The following is a 14653-nucleotide window of genomic DNA, read 5'->3' as shown; positions in this document are numbered from 1 at the left end:
CTCTGCAATCTGCTGCACCTATGATCGGTCGCCTTGTGGTGGTCGGTCTGGGGTTGATCGGTGGTTCGTTTGCCAAAGGCTTGCGTGAAAGCGGTATCTGCCGCGAAGTGGTCGGGGTCGATCTCGACCCGCAATCGCGCAAGCTGGCGGTCGAGTTGGGTGTGGTGGACCGTTGTGAAGATGACCTGATCGCTGCGTGTCAGGGCGCCGACGTGATTCAGCTGGCGGTGCCGATTCTGGCCATGGAGAAAGTCCTGGCTCGTCTGGCGAGCGTTGATCTGGGGCAGGCGATTCTGACCGATGTCGGCAGCGCCAAGGGCAATGTGGTACGCGCGGCGACCGAGGCGTTTGGCGGTATGCCGGCGCGCTTCGTGCCGGGCCATCCGATTGCCGGCTCCGAGCAGAGCGGGGTGGAAGCCTCCAACTCTGAGCTGTTCCGTCGGCACAAGGTGATTCTGACGCCGCTCGAGCAGACCGACCCGGCCGCACTGGCGGTGGTCGATCGCTTGTGGCGCGAACTGGGTGCCGACGTCGAGCACATGCAGGTCGAGCGCCACGATGAAGTGCTGGCTGCGACCAGTCATCTGCCGCACCTGCTGGCCTTCGGTCTGGTTGACTCGTTGGCCAAACGCAATGAAAACCTTGAGATCTTCCGTTACGCTGCGGGCGGTTTCCGCGATTTCACAAGAATCGCCGGAAGCGACCCGGTGATGTGGCACGACATCTTCCTTGCCAACCGCGAGGCTGTCCTGCGCACACTCGATACATTTCGCAGCGACCTCGACGCCTTGCGCGACGCGGTCGATGCAGGGGATGGGCACCAATTGTTGGGCGTCTTCACGCGCGCCCGGGTTGCCCGCGAGCATTTCAGTAAAATCCTGGCCCGCAGGGCCTATGTGGACGCTATGAATTCCAACGATCTGATTTTCCTGGCTCAACCTGGTGGCCGCCTGTCCGGTCGGATTCGCGTACCAGGTGACAAATCGATTTCCCACCGCTCGATCATGCTCGGCTCGCTGGCCGAAGGCGTGACCGAGGTTGAAGGTTTCCTCGAGGGCGAAGATGCCCTGGCGACCTTGCAGGCATTTCGCGACATGGGCGTGGTCATCGAAGGCCCGCACCACGGTCGTGTGACCATTCACGGCGTTGGCCTGCATGGCTTGAAGCCGGCACCTGGCCCGATCTATCTGGGCAACTCCGGCACCTCGATGCGCCTGTTGTCCGGCCTGCTGGCGGCGCAGAACTTCGACAGCACCCTGACCGGCGATGCGTCGCTGTCCAAGCGTCCGATGAATCGCGTGGCCAATCCGCTGCGTGAAATGGGCGCCGTGATCGAAACCGCCGCCGAAGGTCGACCGCCGATGACCATTCGTGGCGGGCACAAACTCAAGGGTCTGACCTACACCATGCCGATGGCCAGTGCTCAGGTGAAGTCCTGCCTGCTGCTGGCGGGTCTGTACGCCGAAGGCAAGACCACCGTGACCGAGCCGGCGCCGACCCGTGACCATACCGAGCGCATGCTGCGCGGTTTTGGCTACCCGGTAAGCGTCGATGGCGCCACCGCGTCGGTCGAGTCCGGCGGCAAGCTGACGGCGACCCATATCGAAGTGCCGGGCGACATCTCGTCGTCGGCGTTCTTCCTGGTGGCGGCGTCGATCGCAGAAGGTTCCGAGCTGGTGCTGGAGCACGTTGGCATCAACCCGACCCGTACCGGCGTCATCGACATTCTGCGTCTGATGGGCGCGGACATCACTCTGGAAAACCAGCGTGAAGTTGGCGGCGAGCCAGTGGCTGACCTGCGCGTGCGCGCTGCTAAACTCAAGGGTATCGAGATTCCGGAAGCGTTGGTGCCACTGGCCATCGACGAATTCCCGGTGCTGTTCGTGGCGGCGGCCTGTGCCGAAGGTCGTACCGTGCTGACCGGTGCCGAAGAGCTGCGGGTCAAGGAATCGGATCGCATTCAAGTCATGGCGGACGGCTTGCTGGCGCTGGGCGTCAAATGCCAGCCGACTCCGGACGGCATCATCATTGATGGCGGCCAGATCGGTGGCGGCGAAGTGCATGGTCACGGTGATCACCGTATCGCCATGGCTTTCAGCGTCGCTTCGCTGCGCGCCACTGCACCGATCCGCATCCATGATTGCGCCAACGTCGCGACGTCGTTCCCGAACTTCCTCGCGCTGTGCGCGCAGGTCGGCATTCGCGTGGTTCAAGAGGCTCAGTCGTGAAAAACATTGCACCGGTCATCACCATCGATGGGCCAAGCGGTTCGGGCAAAGGCACGGTCGCCGGGATTCTGGCCAAGCGTCTGGGCTGGAACCTGCTGGATTCCGGTGCGCTGTATCGCCTGCTGGCGTTCGCTGCGCACAATCATGGTGTCGACCTGACCAATGAAGAGCTGCTGAAGAAACTGGCCGCTCATCTGGATGTGCAGTTCATCGCGGCGACCGACGGTCAGCTGCAGCGCATCATTCTGGAAGGCGATGAAGTCAGCGATGTCATCCGTACTGAAAGCGTCGGCTCCGGCGCTTCTCAGGTGGCCGCATTGCCGGCGGTACGCGAGGCGCTGCTGCAGCGCCAGCGTGCTTTCCAGGAAGCGCCGGGCCTGGTGGCCGACGGTCGCGACATGGGCACAGTGGTTTTTCCGGATGCGCCGCTGAAGATTTTCCTCACTGCCAGTGCCGAGGAACGGGCTCGCCGCCGATATTTGCAGTTGAAGGGCAAAGTCGAGGGTGTTAGTCTGTCGAGTCTGCTAGATGAGATCCGTGCACGCGACGAGCGTGATACCCAGCGCGCAGTAGCCCCGCTCAAGCCGGCGGCTGATGCGATACAGCTGGATTCCACGGAGTTGTCCATCGATCAGGTGCTTGAACGCATCATGAGCGAGATCGCCATTCGCGATATCGCCGGGTGACCAAGAAGGCCGCAGGGGACCAGTCATAGTCCTGCAGCGCTTCTTTTAAATGAAACTAACCCACACCGTCTGGGGTGTGGAGATGGGCGTATTCTTCGCCCTCATCTACAGGAATTAAAATGAGCGAAAGCTTTGCGGAACTCTTTGAAGAAAGCCTAAAGACCCTGAACCTTCAGGCAGGCTCCATCATCACCGGTGTTATCGTTGATATCGATTACCAGGCTCGCTGGGTAACCGTTCACGCTGGCCTGAAGTCTGAAGCACTCATCCCGCTGGAACAGTTCTACAACGATGCTGGTGACCTGACTATCAATGTCGGTGACGAAGTTCACGTTGCTCTGGATTCGGTTGAAGACGGTTTCGGTGAAACCAAGCTGTCCCGTGAAAAAGCCAAGCGCGCTGAATGCTGGATCGTTCTGGAAGCAGCCTTCGCAGCTGAGGAAGTGGTCAAGGGCGTTATCAACGGTAAGGTTAAAGGCGGCTTCACTGTCGACGTTAACGGCATCCGTGCGTTCCTGCCAGGTTCCCTGGTTGACGTCCGTCCAGTGCGCGACACCACGCACCTGGAAGGCAAAGAGCTGGAATTCAAGGTCATCAAGCTGGACCAGAAGCGCAACAACGTTGTCGTTTCCCGTCGCAGCGTCCTGGAAGCCGAGAACTCCGCCGAGCGTGAAGCTCTGCTGGAATCCCTGCAGGAAGGCCAGCAAGTCAAAGGTATCGTCAAAAACCTCACCGATTACGGCGCATTCGTCGATCTGGGTGGCGTGGACGGCCTGCTGCACATCACCGACATGGCGTGGAAGCGTATCAAGCATCCTTCCGAAATCGTCAACGTTGGTGACGAAATCGACGTCAAGGTTCTGAAATACGATCGCGAACGCAACCGTGTTTCCCTGGGCCTGAAGCAACTGGGCGAAGATCCATGGGTTGCTATCAAAGCCCGTTACCCAGAAGGCACTCGCGTTACCGCTCGTGTAACCAACCTGACCGACTACGGCTGCTTCGCTGAGCTGGAAGAAGGCGTTGAAGGTCTGGTACACGTTTCGGAAATGGACTGGACCAACAAGAACATCCACCCTTCGAAAGTCGTACAAGTCGGCGACGAAGTGGAAGTCATGGTTCTGGACATCGACGAAGAGCGTCGTCGTATCTCCCTGGGCATCAAGCAGTGCAAGTCGAACCCATGGGAAGACTTCTCTGGCCAGTTCAACAAGGGCGACAAGATCTCCGGCACCATCAAGTCGATCACCGATTTCGGTATCTTCATTGGTCTGGACGGCGGCATCGACGGTCTGGTTCACCTGTCCGACATCTCCTGGAACGAAGTGGGCGAAGAAGCCGTACGTCGTTTCAAGAAGGGCGACGAGCTGGACACCGTCATCCTGTCGGTTGACCCAGAGCGCGAGCGCATCTCCCTGGGCATCAAGCAACTGGAAAGCGATCCGTTCTCCGAGTACGTCTCGGTTAACGACAAGGGCGCTATCGTGACCGGTACCGTGAAAGAAGTTGACGCCAAAGGCGCCATCATCGTTCTGGCCGACGACATCGAAGCAACCCTGAAAGCCTCTGAAATCAGCCGTGACCGCGTTGAAGACGCGCGCAACGTTCTGAAAGAAGGCCAGGAAGTTGAAGCCAAGATCATCAGCGTTGACCGCAAGAGCCGCGTAATCCAGCTCTCGATCAAGTCGAAAGACGATGCTGAAGAGAAAGAAGCCATCCAGAGCCTGAAAGCAGCTCCGGAAGGTGAAGCAGCTGACACCACTATGGCGGCACTGCTGCGTCAAGCAATGGCCAAACAGAACTAAGTTCTGCTTGATCATGAAAAAGGGCGACTTCGGTCGCCCTTTTTTGTGCCTGCGATTTGGTGGCGGTGCGCGCCGCGGTTTGCGTGTATCGAGGCTACGGTGAAACCAATCACTTCAGCGGGTTGTCTGTTTCTTTAATCGGATCAATCGCCTATTCGCGACTAAGCTGGGTATTAGTCGTGCAGTAGTCGGGCGTTGCCTGGCATAAGGAAGTGGATGAACAGATTTATTGTCTTGATTGCGGTGTTGGTACTGGCTGGCTGCACCACAAGTGCCAAAACGCATGCTGTGCGTGGCGTCAGCGGTATCGAGATCGACTGCTCTGGTCTGGGTTCGGGGTGGGAGAAATGCCAAAAGCGCGCAGCGAAGGAGTGCAAGGGCGCGGGTTACAGGGTAATCACCCGATCTGATCAGGCCAAGGATGAAGATGAATATCCGTTTGGCTTCAATCCCGCAGGCTACGTCACTCGAACCATGCTGGTCATGTGCCGTTGAGTGTGTGCTGCTTCGGCTTGTGCTTTTGTGCACTGAAAACAGGCGTTTCGGCGCCAAGGAAGATATGTCAATCCCTGGGCTGTTCAAAATCTTCCGGGCGTGCTAAAACCTTTCAAGCGCTGATCTAGCTGCTTGAAAAAGAAGGGAAAAATATGACGAAGTCGGAGTTGATCGAACGAATTGTCACCCATCAAGGGCTACTCTCATCCAAGGATGTGGAGCTGGCCATCAAGACCATGCTTGAACAAATGTCCCAATGTCTGGCCACTGGTGATCGCATCGAGATCCGTGGGTTTGGCAGCTTCTCCCTGCACTATCGTGCGCCGCGCGTCGGTCGCAATCCAAAGACTGGTCAGTCGGTTAGTCTCGACGGCAAATTCGTTCCGCATTTCAAGCCGGGCAAGGAGCTGCGTGACCGGGTGAATGAGGAAGAGGAGGAAGGCGTTTGATCCGCGCTACTAATTATCAAGGGGGCGTAGGTGCGTAATCTCAAACGTATATTTTTTGGTGTTTTCGTTCTTTTGTTGGTGCTGGTGATCCTGGCTTTCGTGCTGGAAAATCAGCAGTCAGTGTCGTTGTTGTTTCTCGGATGGTCTGTGCCTCAGCTGCCCATCTCCCTCGTTGTGATCGCGGCATTGCTGATTGGAATGCTTGTGGGGCCGATGCTCGCCTGGTTTCTGGGGCGTTTTGCTAAGCGTGCGCGCAAGCGTTTTGTTTAAGTTGTGACAATGCACCTAGGGCTGGCTAGGCTTAAGGTGTGAATGGTTGCTTAACGGTTGAAGCGCTCCTCCGGGTTGATTTTTAGTGGTCTTGATCTCCCGCTGCGATGACTCCGTTTTCGATCAGCTGCAAGTCAGCGTTTTACGTTCTTCTATGCTAGCGGTATTGAAGCTCGCTGGTGTGTATACGCTATGCGCATTTAAATCTTCGGAAAGTTTCAGTGCGGGCTTGTTGTCTGAGGTTTTCAGTTTTCAAGTTTAACGTTACAAGTGGGATGGCATGTCAGGGAAAATACCAAAAGTTGCGGTCTTGTTGGCCGCTTACAATGGCATGCAGTGGATTGAAGAGCAAATTGCTTCGATTTTTGCTCAGTCCGGGGTGGATGTTAGCGTATATATTAGTATCGATCCTTCCACTGATGGCACGGAAGCTTGGTGTGCGGCGCTGGCAACGAGAGTGTCGAATGTCATTGTACTGCCCGATGCCGGAAAGTTTGGTGGTGCGTCGCGCAACTTTTTTCGACTGATTCGTGATGTTGAATTCGACGGGTTTGATTTTGTTGCTTTTGCTGATCAGGATGATATCTGGTGCGTTGATAAGTTGCAGCGCGCTGTGGTCGGCCTCGGGCGGCAGGAGGTTGATGCATATTCCAGTAATGTCACTGCTTTCTGGTTAGATGGTAAGACGCGTTTGTTGGATAAAGCTCAGTCTCAAGTTAAATGGGATTATCTGTTTGAGGCGGCTGGTCCGGGCTGTACTTATGTCTTTAGCAGCAGGTTGTCGCAGTCCATTAAATCTTCGGTGCTTGCGAATTGGGAAGCTTTACAGGGCGTGAGTCTGCATGATTGGTTTTTCTACGCATACGCACGGAGTCATGGATATCGTTGGTATATCGATCCAGTGCCTTCTATGCTGTATCGGCAGCACGATCGTAATCAAGTAGGTGCCAATACGGGGCTTCGGTCTTTAATTTCTCGATACAAAACTATTCATGATGGTTGGTGGTTCAGTCAGGTGCAACTCATTGCTCGACTAACGGGGCAGGAGTTTGATCCTTTTGTAGCGAGTTGGCTCCCATTGCATGGTTTGCAAATGCTCAGGCTATCGTTCAGTGCGTGGAGTTGCCGGCGTCGGATGCGCGATAAAGTATTATTCTTTTTTGTTTGCTGGCTAAAAATGCTGGTAAAAAATAAAGGCTGAAAGTCTAAAAAATTATTATGAGTTCAGTGATCGCCTCCCGGGTGATCCGTGGTGGTTTCATCATGCGGTGTACAAGGCGCAGATGATGCATACCTCCGCATCCTTGCGGCCTGTCCATTTCGCCATCCCTTAAAGCTGTCAGATTCTCAGGTCGGGAGGCAGGATTTTTTTTGTCAGCATGGCGTGCGGGGTGGGGCGATACGGCTCGTTTCGGTCAGACTGCATTCGTTTTCGCAAGCACTGCAGAGTGAGGGCGAGGCAAGCGCTGATGGTGGTGGCTGTCGTCGCTTTTTTAAGTGTGCGTTGCATCAATTGATGTAGAATGTAGCATTGCTTGCTAAGAACAAAAGCAAATACTGATTGGCTTTTTTATAAGTGATGGCGCTCTTTGCGGGGCGACGGTTCGTGCAAAGAGGGATTTTGTGACGGTTTCCAGCCAGAGTTTTGGTACAGATAATGCCGCCCAGGTAGCTGGCGAGCGTCTTGCGGACGTCGCAATTCTTATGTGTACATACAACGGCGCATCATTTCTCGCTGAGCAACTCGACTCGCTCGAGCGTCAGACGTATCGCAATTGGAAACTATATGTTTCCGACGATGGTTCTCAGGACGCGACACTGGCAATCCTGAAAGCATTTCAAGTCAAGGTGGGCGCAGAGCGCGTCCACATTGCGACAGGCCCCAAAAGAGGGTTTGTAGCCAATTTCCTGTCTCTCGCCTGCCGAGCGGATATCGATGCGGACTTCTTTGCCTGGTCTGATCAAGACGACATCTGGAAGGATTTCAAACTCCAGAAGGCACTTGATTGGCTGCAGGGTATCCCCGGTGATGTCCCTGCGTTGTACTGTGGTCGCACAGAGCTGATCGGTGAAACAGGTGATTCGTTTGGGTATTCGCCCCGGTTTAGCCTTCCACCACGTTTCTCGAACGCTCTCGTTCAAAGCATTGGTGGCGGTAACACCATGGTATTCAATAGGGCGGCCCAAAAGCTTTTGCTTGAGGCAGGCTATGACGTGGATATTCCATGTCACGATTGGTGGGCTTATTTGCTTGTTTCCGGGGCGGGGGGCGAGGTTCATTACGATCCTGAACCGGCGTTGTTGTATCGCCAGCACGACGAAAACCTGATTGGTGGAAACTCCGGTTGGTCTGCGCGTCTCAAGCGCATACCGCTGATTTACCAGGGCCGGTTCAGCAAGTGGAATGATCAGATCATCAAAGCGCTCGAAGCAATGCATCATCGTCTGAGCCCTGAGCACCAGGTGACGTTGGATCGCTTCAAAAAAGCACGCAAGCAGAAACTCTTCTCAAGAATCCTAGGATTCCAGCGGGCTGGTATCTACCGGCAGACACTGCTTGGAAACCTGGGGCTTATTCTCGTAGTTCTACTGAAAAAGATCTAAATTTATGACCATCTTAGTCACCGGCGGGGCCGGTTTTATCGGGGCGAACTTTGTACTGGACTGGCTGGCGCAGTCGGATGAACAGGTGATCAACCTGGACAAGCTGACTTATGCGGGCAACCTGGAAAGCCTGGCCAGTCTGGACAAAGATGTGCGCCACGTATTTGTGCAGGGCGATATCGGTGATGGTGAGCTGATAGCTCGCCTGTTGAACGAGCATAAGCCACGTGCGATCTTGAATTTCGCTGCTGAATCGCACGTCGACCGCTCTATTCATGGTCCGGAAGATTTCATCGAAACAAACATCGTCGGCACCTTCCGCCTTCTGGAAGCAGTGCGCGCCTATTGGGGCGGGCTCGAGTCAGGCGCCAAAGAAGCGTTCCGCTTCTTGCACGTTTCCACTGATGAGGTCTATGGCTCGCTGGCTAAAGATGATCCGGCGTTCACCGAAACTCATCAGTACGAGCCGAATAGTCCCTACTCTGCAAGTAAGGCTGCCAGTGACCACTTGGTACGCGCCTACCATCACACCTATGGTTTGCCCGTACTGACCACCAACTGCTCGAATAACTACGGGCCTTATCATTTCCCGGAAAAACTCATCCCGTTGATGATCGTCAACGCGCTTGCCGGTAAATCATTGCCTGTTTATGGCGACGGTCAACAAATTCGTGATTGGCTCTATGTCAAAGACCATTGCAGCGCTATTCGTCGTGTATTGGAAGCTGGGGTGGTTGGCGAAACCTACAACGTTGGCGGATGGAACGAGAAGCCAAACCTCGAGATCGTACACACTGTTTGCAGTTTGCTGGACGAGTTGCGCCCACGTGCCGATGGCCAGCCATATAACCAGCAGATCGCGTATGTGACAGACCGTCCAGGCCACGATCGCCGCTACGCAATTGACGCTCGGAAGCTTGAGCGTGAATTGGGCTGGAAGCCGGCGGAGACTTTCGAAACGGGTATTCTAAAGACTGTCGAATGGTACCTCGACAACCAGGTGTGGGTAGGTAACGTCACGAGCGGTGCTTATCGAGAGTGGGTAAGCAGGCAGTACGTATGAGAAAAATTGTGCTGCTTGGGAGTAATGGACAAGTAGGTTGGGAGTTGCAACGCTCTCTGTCCCCACTTGGAAACGTAGTGCCTTGTGATCGCAGCAAAGTTGACTTGACTGATCTAGAAGCCTTGTCAACTTATCTGGAGCATGAGCGCCCTGATGTTATCGTCAACGCAGCGGCCTACAATGCGGTCGACTTGGCTGAGTCTTTCGAAGATGAAGCCCAGAAAATCAATTTTGATTTAGTTAAAGTGTTAGCGGAGTATGCTTCGCTTAATAACGTTTGGCTGGTTCATTATTCAACGGATTATGTCTTTGATGGTGTGGCGGTGCTTCCGTATTCTGAGGAGGATGTTCCTAATCCTCTGAGTGTCTATGGAAGATCAAAGGCCAATGGTGAGTGTGCAGTTATTGCAAGTGGGTGTAATTATCTGCTGTTGAGGACGAGTTGGATTCACTCTTCGCGGGGAAGTAATTTTGCAAAAACAATACTGCGTCTAGCGGAGACCAGAGACAGTTTCTCAGTGGTGGATGATCAAACTGGCGCGCCAACAAGTGCCTCGCTCGTTGCTGATGTCACTGCACTTTGTCTTTACCGAATTGTAAATGGTACAAACTCTGAAGATCTGAGTGGAGTTTATCACTTGGTGGCGTCGGGATTTGCAAGTTGGTATGAATATGCTTGTTATTTAGTGTCTGAAGCAATTGGATTGGGCATTAAGTTGAGTTGTTCTGAACTCGATATCCGTGCGGTTAGCAGTTCTGAGTATCCTACTAAAGCAATTAGACCCAAAAATTCGCGACTCGATAATAGTAAAATTCAAGATGTGTTCAATATAAGTATTCCGGACTGGAAGATTTGTGTGAAAAGAACGCTTTCTGATATAGCTAGGCAGGGATGATTATGTATCGTAAAGGTATAATTCTAGCGGGTGGCTCTGGTACGCGTTTGCATCCAGCAACCCTCGCAATTTCAAAGCAGCTCCTTCCGGTTTTCGATAAGCCGATGATTTATTACCCCCTCAGCACATTAATGCTGGCGGGGATCAGAGATATATTGATTATTTCCACGCCACAGGATACGCCTCGTTTCGAGCAGCTTCTTGGTGACGGCGCAAAGTGGGGTATCAATTTAAGCTACGCTGTCCAGCCCTCTCCGGACGGGCTGGCACAAGCTTTCATTATCGGCGAGGAGTTTCTCGACGGTAGTGCATGTGCGTTGGTGCTTGGCGATAATATTTATCATGGGCATGATTTCCAGGAACTTCTGGCAAATGCAATGCAGCGTGATAGTGGAGCCAGTGTATTTGCATATCATGTAAACGACCCTGAGCGCTACGGCGTTGTTGAGTTTGATAAGTCAGGCAAGGCTATCAGCCTGGAAGAAAAGCCATCAGTGCCCAAATCCAGCTACGCTGTGACTGGTCTGTATTTCTATGATGCCGATGTTGTAGAAATCGCTAAAAGCATCAAGCCTTCTGAGCGTGGCGAACTGGAAATCACGGATGTGAACCGCGTCTATCTAGAGCGCAACAGCCTCTCGGTAGAAATCATGGGAAGGGGCTATGCCTGGTTGGATACGGGAACTCATGAGTCTCTTCTTGAGGCGAGTCATTTCATTGCAACGTTGGAAAACCGACAAGGCCTCAAAGTCGCTTGCCCTGAAGAACTGGCATGGCGCAAGGGGTGGATTTCGGACGAGCAATTACTCGCGTTGGCGGCTCCATTGATCAAAAACGGATATGGAAAGTATCTTAAGCGTCTCTTGGAACACGAGAGTCACTGATTTGCAAACAGCAGAACAGACCAGATTTCGGCCCGTTCTGTGAAAAATATACCTGAACCAAAACTTAAAATCGCACAGCACTTGTAATTCGAGGCTAAATACATGTCAATTCAACTGTTTGTACCTAACTTTCGTGTCGACGAATGCCTTGAAGGTATTCGTGAATGTCTTGAGAAAGGCTGGACTGGATTAGGTTTTAAAACTGTTGAGATGGAAGAAGCATGGAAGTCCTACACCGGACTGCCGCACGCACATTTTCTTTCGTCGAATACTGTGGGTCTTGAATTGGCTTTCAGACTGTTCAAGACAAAGAACGGCTGGGACGATGATGCAGAGGTCATTACTACTCCTCTTACTTTCGTATCCACTAACCACGCGATTCTCTGCGCAGGTCTGAAGCCTGTATTTGCGGATGTTGATGACTCGCTGTGTCTGGATCCTGCAAGCGTCGAGCAGCGCATTACTGACAAGACCAAAGCACTGATCTTTGTAGGTATTGGCGGCAATGTCGGTCAGTACCAGAAAATTGTTGAAATTTGCAAGGCGCGCAACATCGCGTTGATTCTCGATGCTGCCCACATGTCCGGCACCCGTATTAATGGACGTCACGTATGTCCGGAAGCGGACGTTGTGGTGTTCAGCTTCCAGGCTGTAAAAAATCTGGCAACCGCTGACTCCGGCATGATCTGCTTCAAAAACGCGGAAGATGACGAGCGTGTTCGCAAGATGAGCTGGCTGGGCATCAACAAGGATACTTATGCACGTACTGCCGCTCAGGGCGCGTATAAGTGGATGTATGATGTTGAAGAAGTAGGCTTCAAGTACCACGGCAACTCGATCATGGCAGTAATGGGTCTGGTGGCATTGAAGTATTTGGATCGTGATAACGCCTACCGCCGCCAAATCGCTAACTGGTACCGCGAAAACCTAGCTGGTAACGACAAGGTACGGTTTATCGACATTAATCCAGAATGTGAATCGTCGACTCACCTGGTGCAAATTCGTGTCAAAAACCGTGAAGAGCTGATGCTCGCACTCAATGAACATCAAGTGTACCCAGGCGTGCATTACCGTGATAACACGGAATACCGCATGTACGCGCATGGTAATGGCTCTTGCCCTAAAGCAGCGCTGGCCTCTCAGGAAATCATTTCGTTGCCGGTGCATATGGGTCTAAGCAAAGCCGATGTTGACACCGTATCTCAACTGGTAGCCAAGTACGCAAAATGAAACCTACCCTCTACTCAACATCTGATGAAGTCGTCGGGATCCGTCTACTAGAAGTAGCTGATTTACCAGCCACTCTGGCCTGGAGAAACAGGGACGAAAACCGCCGATGGTTTATTAACTCGAACATCATTGAATGGGACAGCCACGTAAAGTGGTTCGAATCCTATCAAAAAAAGTCTGACGATTTTGTGTTTGTTATCGAGGCAGATGGTGAGTTGGTAGGGCAATGTGCTGTCTATGGCGTGGATTTGGAACGAAAGCGAGCCGAAGTGGGCCGCTTTCTAGCTGCGCCGGACAATGCAGGTAAAGGCTATATCAAGCGAGGCTGCCAACTGTTGATTGAAACATGTTGGCAGCAGCTTTCGCTTGAAAATGTATTTCTAGAAGTTCTGGATGAAAATGTCAGGGCTATAAAGTTATACGAAAAGCTGGGCTTCAACGAAGTTTCCCGTAAGGGTGAATTAATAGTGCTTGAGCTAAATAGGCTTTAGATGATCAGTCAGAATAGTTTTATATCCGGTGCAATAAAATCGCTTCTTGAGTGGCGTGTATGGCTATACATGGGACTTCAGGATATTAAGGCTCGTTTTCGCAGATCGGCGATCGGCCCACTTTGGATTCTGATAAACCTGGCAATGATGGTTCTAGGTGCTGGTGTAGTTTATGGCGTTTTGCTAAAGCAACCCATGGAGGAATTTCTTCCTTACCTCACGTGCGGCCTGATTATTTGGGGGTTTTTAGTTGCCTCGTTTGTTGAAGGTGGCTATGCGTTTGTGGGGTCTGAAGGCTATATAAAGCAGTTCTCGTTTCCAAAACAAATTTATCTGCTCCGTGTGTTGGTCGCGCTGTTCGCGGTTATGTTGGTTGGTGTTGTCGCGCTGGCGGGTACGTTATTAGTCTTTGAACGCTTCAAGCCCATAGGCTGGTTATATGCGTTGCCGGGTCTCGGAATTCTTTTGGCCGCAGGCCTGGGGCACATTACTCTCAGTGCGTATTTGTCTGCTCGTTTTAGGGATCTGCCTCATGCTTTAACAGGGATTTTTCAGGTGTTATTTTTTGTTACGCCGATTATGTTTCCTGTGACGATGCTTAAAGATCGTGGTTTGGATTTTGTTTATAAATATAATCCGCTGTATTATTTAGTGGATGTTATTAGATTTCCAATTTTAGAAGGTACATTTGCAGTCAAGCAAGACTATATTTTTTGTGCCGCTTACTTGTCGCTCCTGTGGGTCGTCTGCATTTTGCTTGCATCTAAAATGGATAAAAAAGTGGTTTACATGTTATGAGCGATATTTCAATAGATTTGCGAGATGCAAGTGTGGTGTTCACTGGTCGGACAGATTTCCTCGGACGAATGAAAAATGCAGTATTGCGTCGTCCAGGAACGGCTAATACTCAAGAATATACAATTAACGCTCTTTCAAATGTGAATCTTTCAGTAGCGCGAGGGGAGCGTGTAGGCCTGATTGGCTTGAATGGTGCGGGTAAAAGCACCTTGTTGAAGGTAATGGCTAGAATTTATCCAACTACCAGCGGCACTGCTCAAACACTTGGTCATGTATGCCCAATGTTTGAGTTCGCTACAGGCTTTGAGATGAATCAGTCTGGTTGGGATAATATAAAAATCCGGGCGCTCTTATTAGGTCTGAAACCCAAAGAAATTAAAGCCAAAATGCAAGAAATTGCGGAGTTTTCAGAATTGGGTGAGTTTTTAAATTACCCAGTTCGTACCTATTCTGCAGGTATGTTTATACGTTTGGCGTTTTCTGTGTCGACTGCTATTAACCCCGAAGTCCTTTTGCTTGATGAAGTTATGGGTGCTGGTGACATAAACTTTGCTCACAAAGCCCAAGAGCGCATGAAGAAATTTATGACTCAAGGTAAAATTCTTGTTTTTTCGAGTCACTCGCCTGATTTGGTAAGTGATTTTTGTGAGCGAACAATCTGGCTGGAAAAAGGAAAAATACGCATGGATGGTGAAACTCAAAAAGTGCTAAAAGCTTATTCAGAAAATTATTCGGCAACTGTCTAAGGTTTCGA

The 14653-nt window shown here is 52.0% G+C and carries 15 protein-coding genes; all 15 read left to right on the top strand.

What is annotated here, in order from left to right; translation table 11 throughout:
* The first annotated feature begins 20 nt into the window (after window positions 1–20).
* On the top strand, window positions 21–2228 hold the full coding sequence (locus E3Z29_RS23025; protein ID WP_256662042.1) for a bifunctional prephenate dehydrogenase/3-phosphoshikimate 1-carboxyvinyltransferase: 2208 nt from the start codon (window positions 21–23) through the stop codon (window positions 2226–2228).
* Window positions 2225–2914 (top strand): (d)CMP kinase, encoded by a 690-nt coding sequence (gene cmk, locus E3Z29_RS23020; RefSeq protein WP_015093983.1) that lies wholly within the window; start codon window positions 2225–2227, stop codon window positions 2912–2914. Before E3Z29_RS23025 ends, cmk begins: the two co-directional genes overlap by 4 nt.
* 119 nt (window positions 2915–3033) lie before the next feature.
* Window positions 3034–4719: a 30S ribosomal protein S1 gene (rpsA, locus tag E3Z29_RS23015; RefSeq protein ID WP_027612422.1), complete on the top strand. Its 1686-nt coding sequence runs from the start codon at window positions 3034–3036 to the stop codon at window positions 4717–4719.
* 216 nt (window positions 4720–4935) lie between these two features.
* The gene (locus E3Z29_RS23010) at window positions 4936–5214 is read left to right on the top strand and encodes a hypothetical protein (protein ID WP_027612423.1); all 279 of its coding nucleotides are present in this window, start codon (window positions 4936–4938) and stop codon (window positions 5212–5214) included.
* Window positions 5215–5366: 152 nt separating this feature from the next.
* On the top strand, window positions 5367–5663 hold the full coding sequence (gene ihfB, locus E3Z29_RS23005) for an integration host factor subunit beta (protein ID WP_003189779.1): 297 nt from the start codon (window positions 5367–5369) through the stop codon (window positions 5661–5663).
* Window positions 5664–5693: 30 nt separating this feature from the next.
* On the top strand, window positions 5694–5933 hold the full coding sequence (locus tag E3Z29_RS23000; RefSeq protein WP_103368355.1) for a LapA family protein: 240 nt from the start codon (window positions 5694–5696) through the stop codon (window positions 5931–5933).
* A gap of 280 nt (window positions 5934–6213) precedes the next feature.
* Complete coding sequence (locus tag E3Z29_RS22995) at window positions 6214–7134, top strand: glycosyltransferase (RefSeq protein ID WP_103368354.1); 921 nt, start codon at window positions 6214–6216, stop codon at window positions 7132–7134.
* A gap of 422 nt (window positions 7135–7556) precedes the next feature.
* Window positions 7557–8537 (top strand): glycosyltransferase family 2 protein, encoded by a 981-nt coding sequence (locus tag E3Z29_RS22990; RefSeq protein ID WP_256584932.1) that lies wholly within the window; start codon window positions 7557–7559, stop codon window positions 8535–8537.
* A 4-nt stretch (window positions 8538–8541) separates the two neighbouring features.
* Window positions 8542–9600, top strand: coding sequence for a dTDP-glucose 4,6-dehydratase (gene rfbB, locus E3Z29_RS22985; protein ID WP_134787044.1), 1059 nt, complete (start codon window positions 8542–8544; stop codon window positions 9598–9600).
* On the top strand, window positions 9597–10496 hold the full coding sequence (gene rfbD / locus E3Z29_RS22980) for a dTDP-4-dehydrorhamnose reductase (RefSeq protein WP_134787043.1): 900 nt from the start codon (window positions 9597–9599) through the stop codon (window positions 10494–10496). Before rfbB ends, rfbD begins: the two co-directional genes overlap by 4 nt.
* A 2-nt stretch (window positions 10497–10498) precedes the next feature.
* Window positions 10499–11380, top strand: a complete 882-nt coding sequence (gene rfbA, locus E3Z29_RS22975; protein WP_134787042.1) for a glucose-1-phosphate thymidylyltransferase RfbA — start codon at window positions 10499–10501, stop codon at window positions 11378–11380.
* A gap of 102 nt (window positions 11381–11482) precedes the next feature.
* Window positions 11483–12610 carry a DegT/DnrJ/EryC1/StrS aminotransferase family protein gene (locus E3Z29_RS22970; RefSeq protein WP_134787041.1) on the top strand — a complete coding sequence of 376 codons (1128 nt, stop codon included), beginning with the start codon at window positions 11483–11485 and terminating at the stop codon, window positions 12608–12610.
* Window positions 12607–13101, top strand: a complete 495-nt coding sequence (locus E3Z29_RS22965; protein WP_134787040.1) for a GNAT family N-acetyltransferase — start codon at window positions 12607–12609, stop codon at window positions 13099–13101. The genes E3Z29_RS22970 and E3Z29_RS22965 overlap by 4 nt, the downstream gene beginning before the upstream one ends.
* Window positions 13102–13899 carry an ABC transporter permease gene (locus tag E3Z29_RS22960; RefSeq protein ID WP_134787039.1) on the top strand — a complete coding sequence of 266 codons (798 nt, stop codon included), beginning with the start codon at window positions 13102–13104 and terminating at the stop codon, window positions 13897–13899.
* Window positions 13896–14645, top strand: coding sequence for an ABC transporter ATP-binding protein (locus E3Z29_RS22955; protein ID WP_167734166.1), 750 nt, complete (start codon window positions 13896–13898; stop codon window positions 14643–14645). The genes E3Z29_RS22960 and E3Z29_RS22955 overlap by 4 nt, the downstream gene beginning before the upstream one ends.
* The last annotated feature ends 8 nt before the right edge of the window (window positions 14646–14653 follow it).

It is taken from the genome of Pseudomonas sp. S150 (assembly GCF_004526365.1).
In the GTDB taxonomy this organism is placed as follows: Bacteria; Pseudomonadota; Gammaproteobacteria; order Pseudomonadales; family Pseudomonadaceae; genus Aquipseudomonas; species Aquipseudomonas putida_A.
This window is presented reverse-complemented; position numbering and strand designations above follow the sequence as displayed.

Coding starts and splice junctions, on each gene's coding strand:
- E3Z29_RS23025 (WP_256662042.1), top strand. CDS start 21: ATGATCGGTCGCCTTGTGGTGGTCGGTCTGGGGTTGATCGGTGGTTCG.
- rpsA (WP_027612422.1), top strand. CDS start 3,034: ATGAGCGAAAGCTTTGCGGAACTCTTTGAAGAAAGCCTAAAGACCCTG.
- E3Z29_RS23010 (WP_027612423.1), top strand. CDS start 4,936: ATGAACAGATTTATTGTCTTGATTGCGGTGTTGGTACTGGCTGGCTGC.
- ihfB (WP_003189779.1), top strand. CDS start 5,367: ATGACGAAGTCGGAGTTGATCGAACGAATTGTCACCCATCAAGGGCTA.
- E3Z29_RS22995 (WP_103368354.1), top strand. CDS start 6,214: ATGTCAGGGAAAATACCAAAAGTTGCGGTCTTGTTGGCCGCTTACAAT.
- rfbB (WP_134787044.1), top strand. CDS start 8,542: ATGACCATCTTAGTCACCGGCGGGGCCGGTTTTATCGGGGCGAACTTT.
- rfbD (WP_134787043.1), top strand. CDS start 9,597: ATGAGAAAAATTGTGCTGCTTGGGAGTAATGGACAAGTAGGTTGGGAG.
- rfbA (WP_134787042.1), top strand. CDS start 10,499: ATGTATCGTAAAGGTATAATTCTAGCGGGTGGCTCTGGTACGCGTTTG.
- E3Z29_RS22970 (WP_134787041.1), top strand. CDS start 11,483: ATGTCAATTCAACTGTTTGTACCTAACTTTCGTGTCGACGAATGCCTT.
- E3Z29_RS22965 (WP_134787040.1), top strand. CDS start 12,607: ATGAAACCTACCCTCTACTCAACATCTGATGAAGTCGTCGGGATCCGT.
- E3Z29_RS22960 (WP_134787039.1), top strand. CDS start 13,102: ATGATCAGTCAGAATAGTTTTATATCCGGTGCAATAAAATCGCTTCTT.
- E3Z29_RS22955 (WP_167734166.1), top strand. CDS start 13,896: ATGAGCGATATTTCAATAGATTTGCGAGATGCAAGTGTGGTGTTCACT.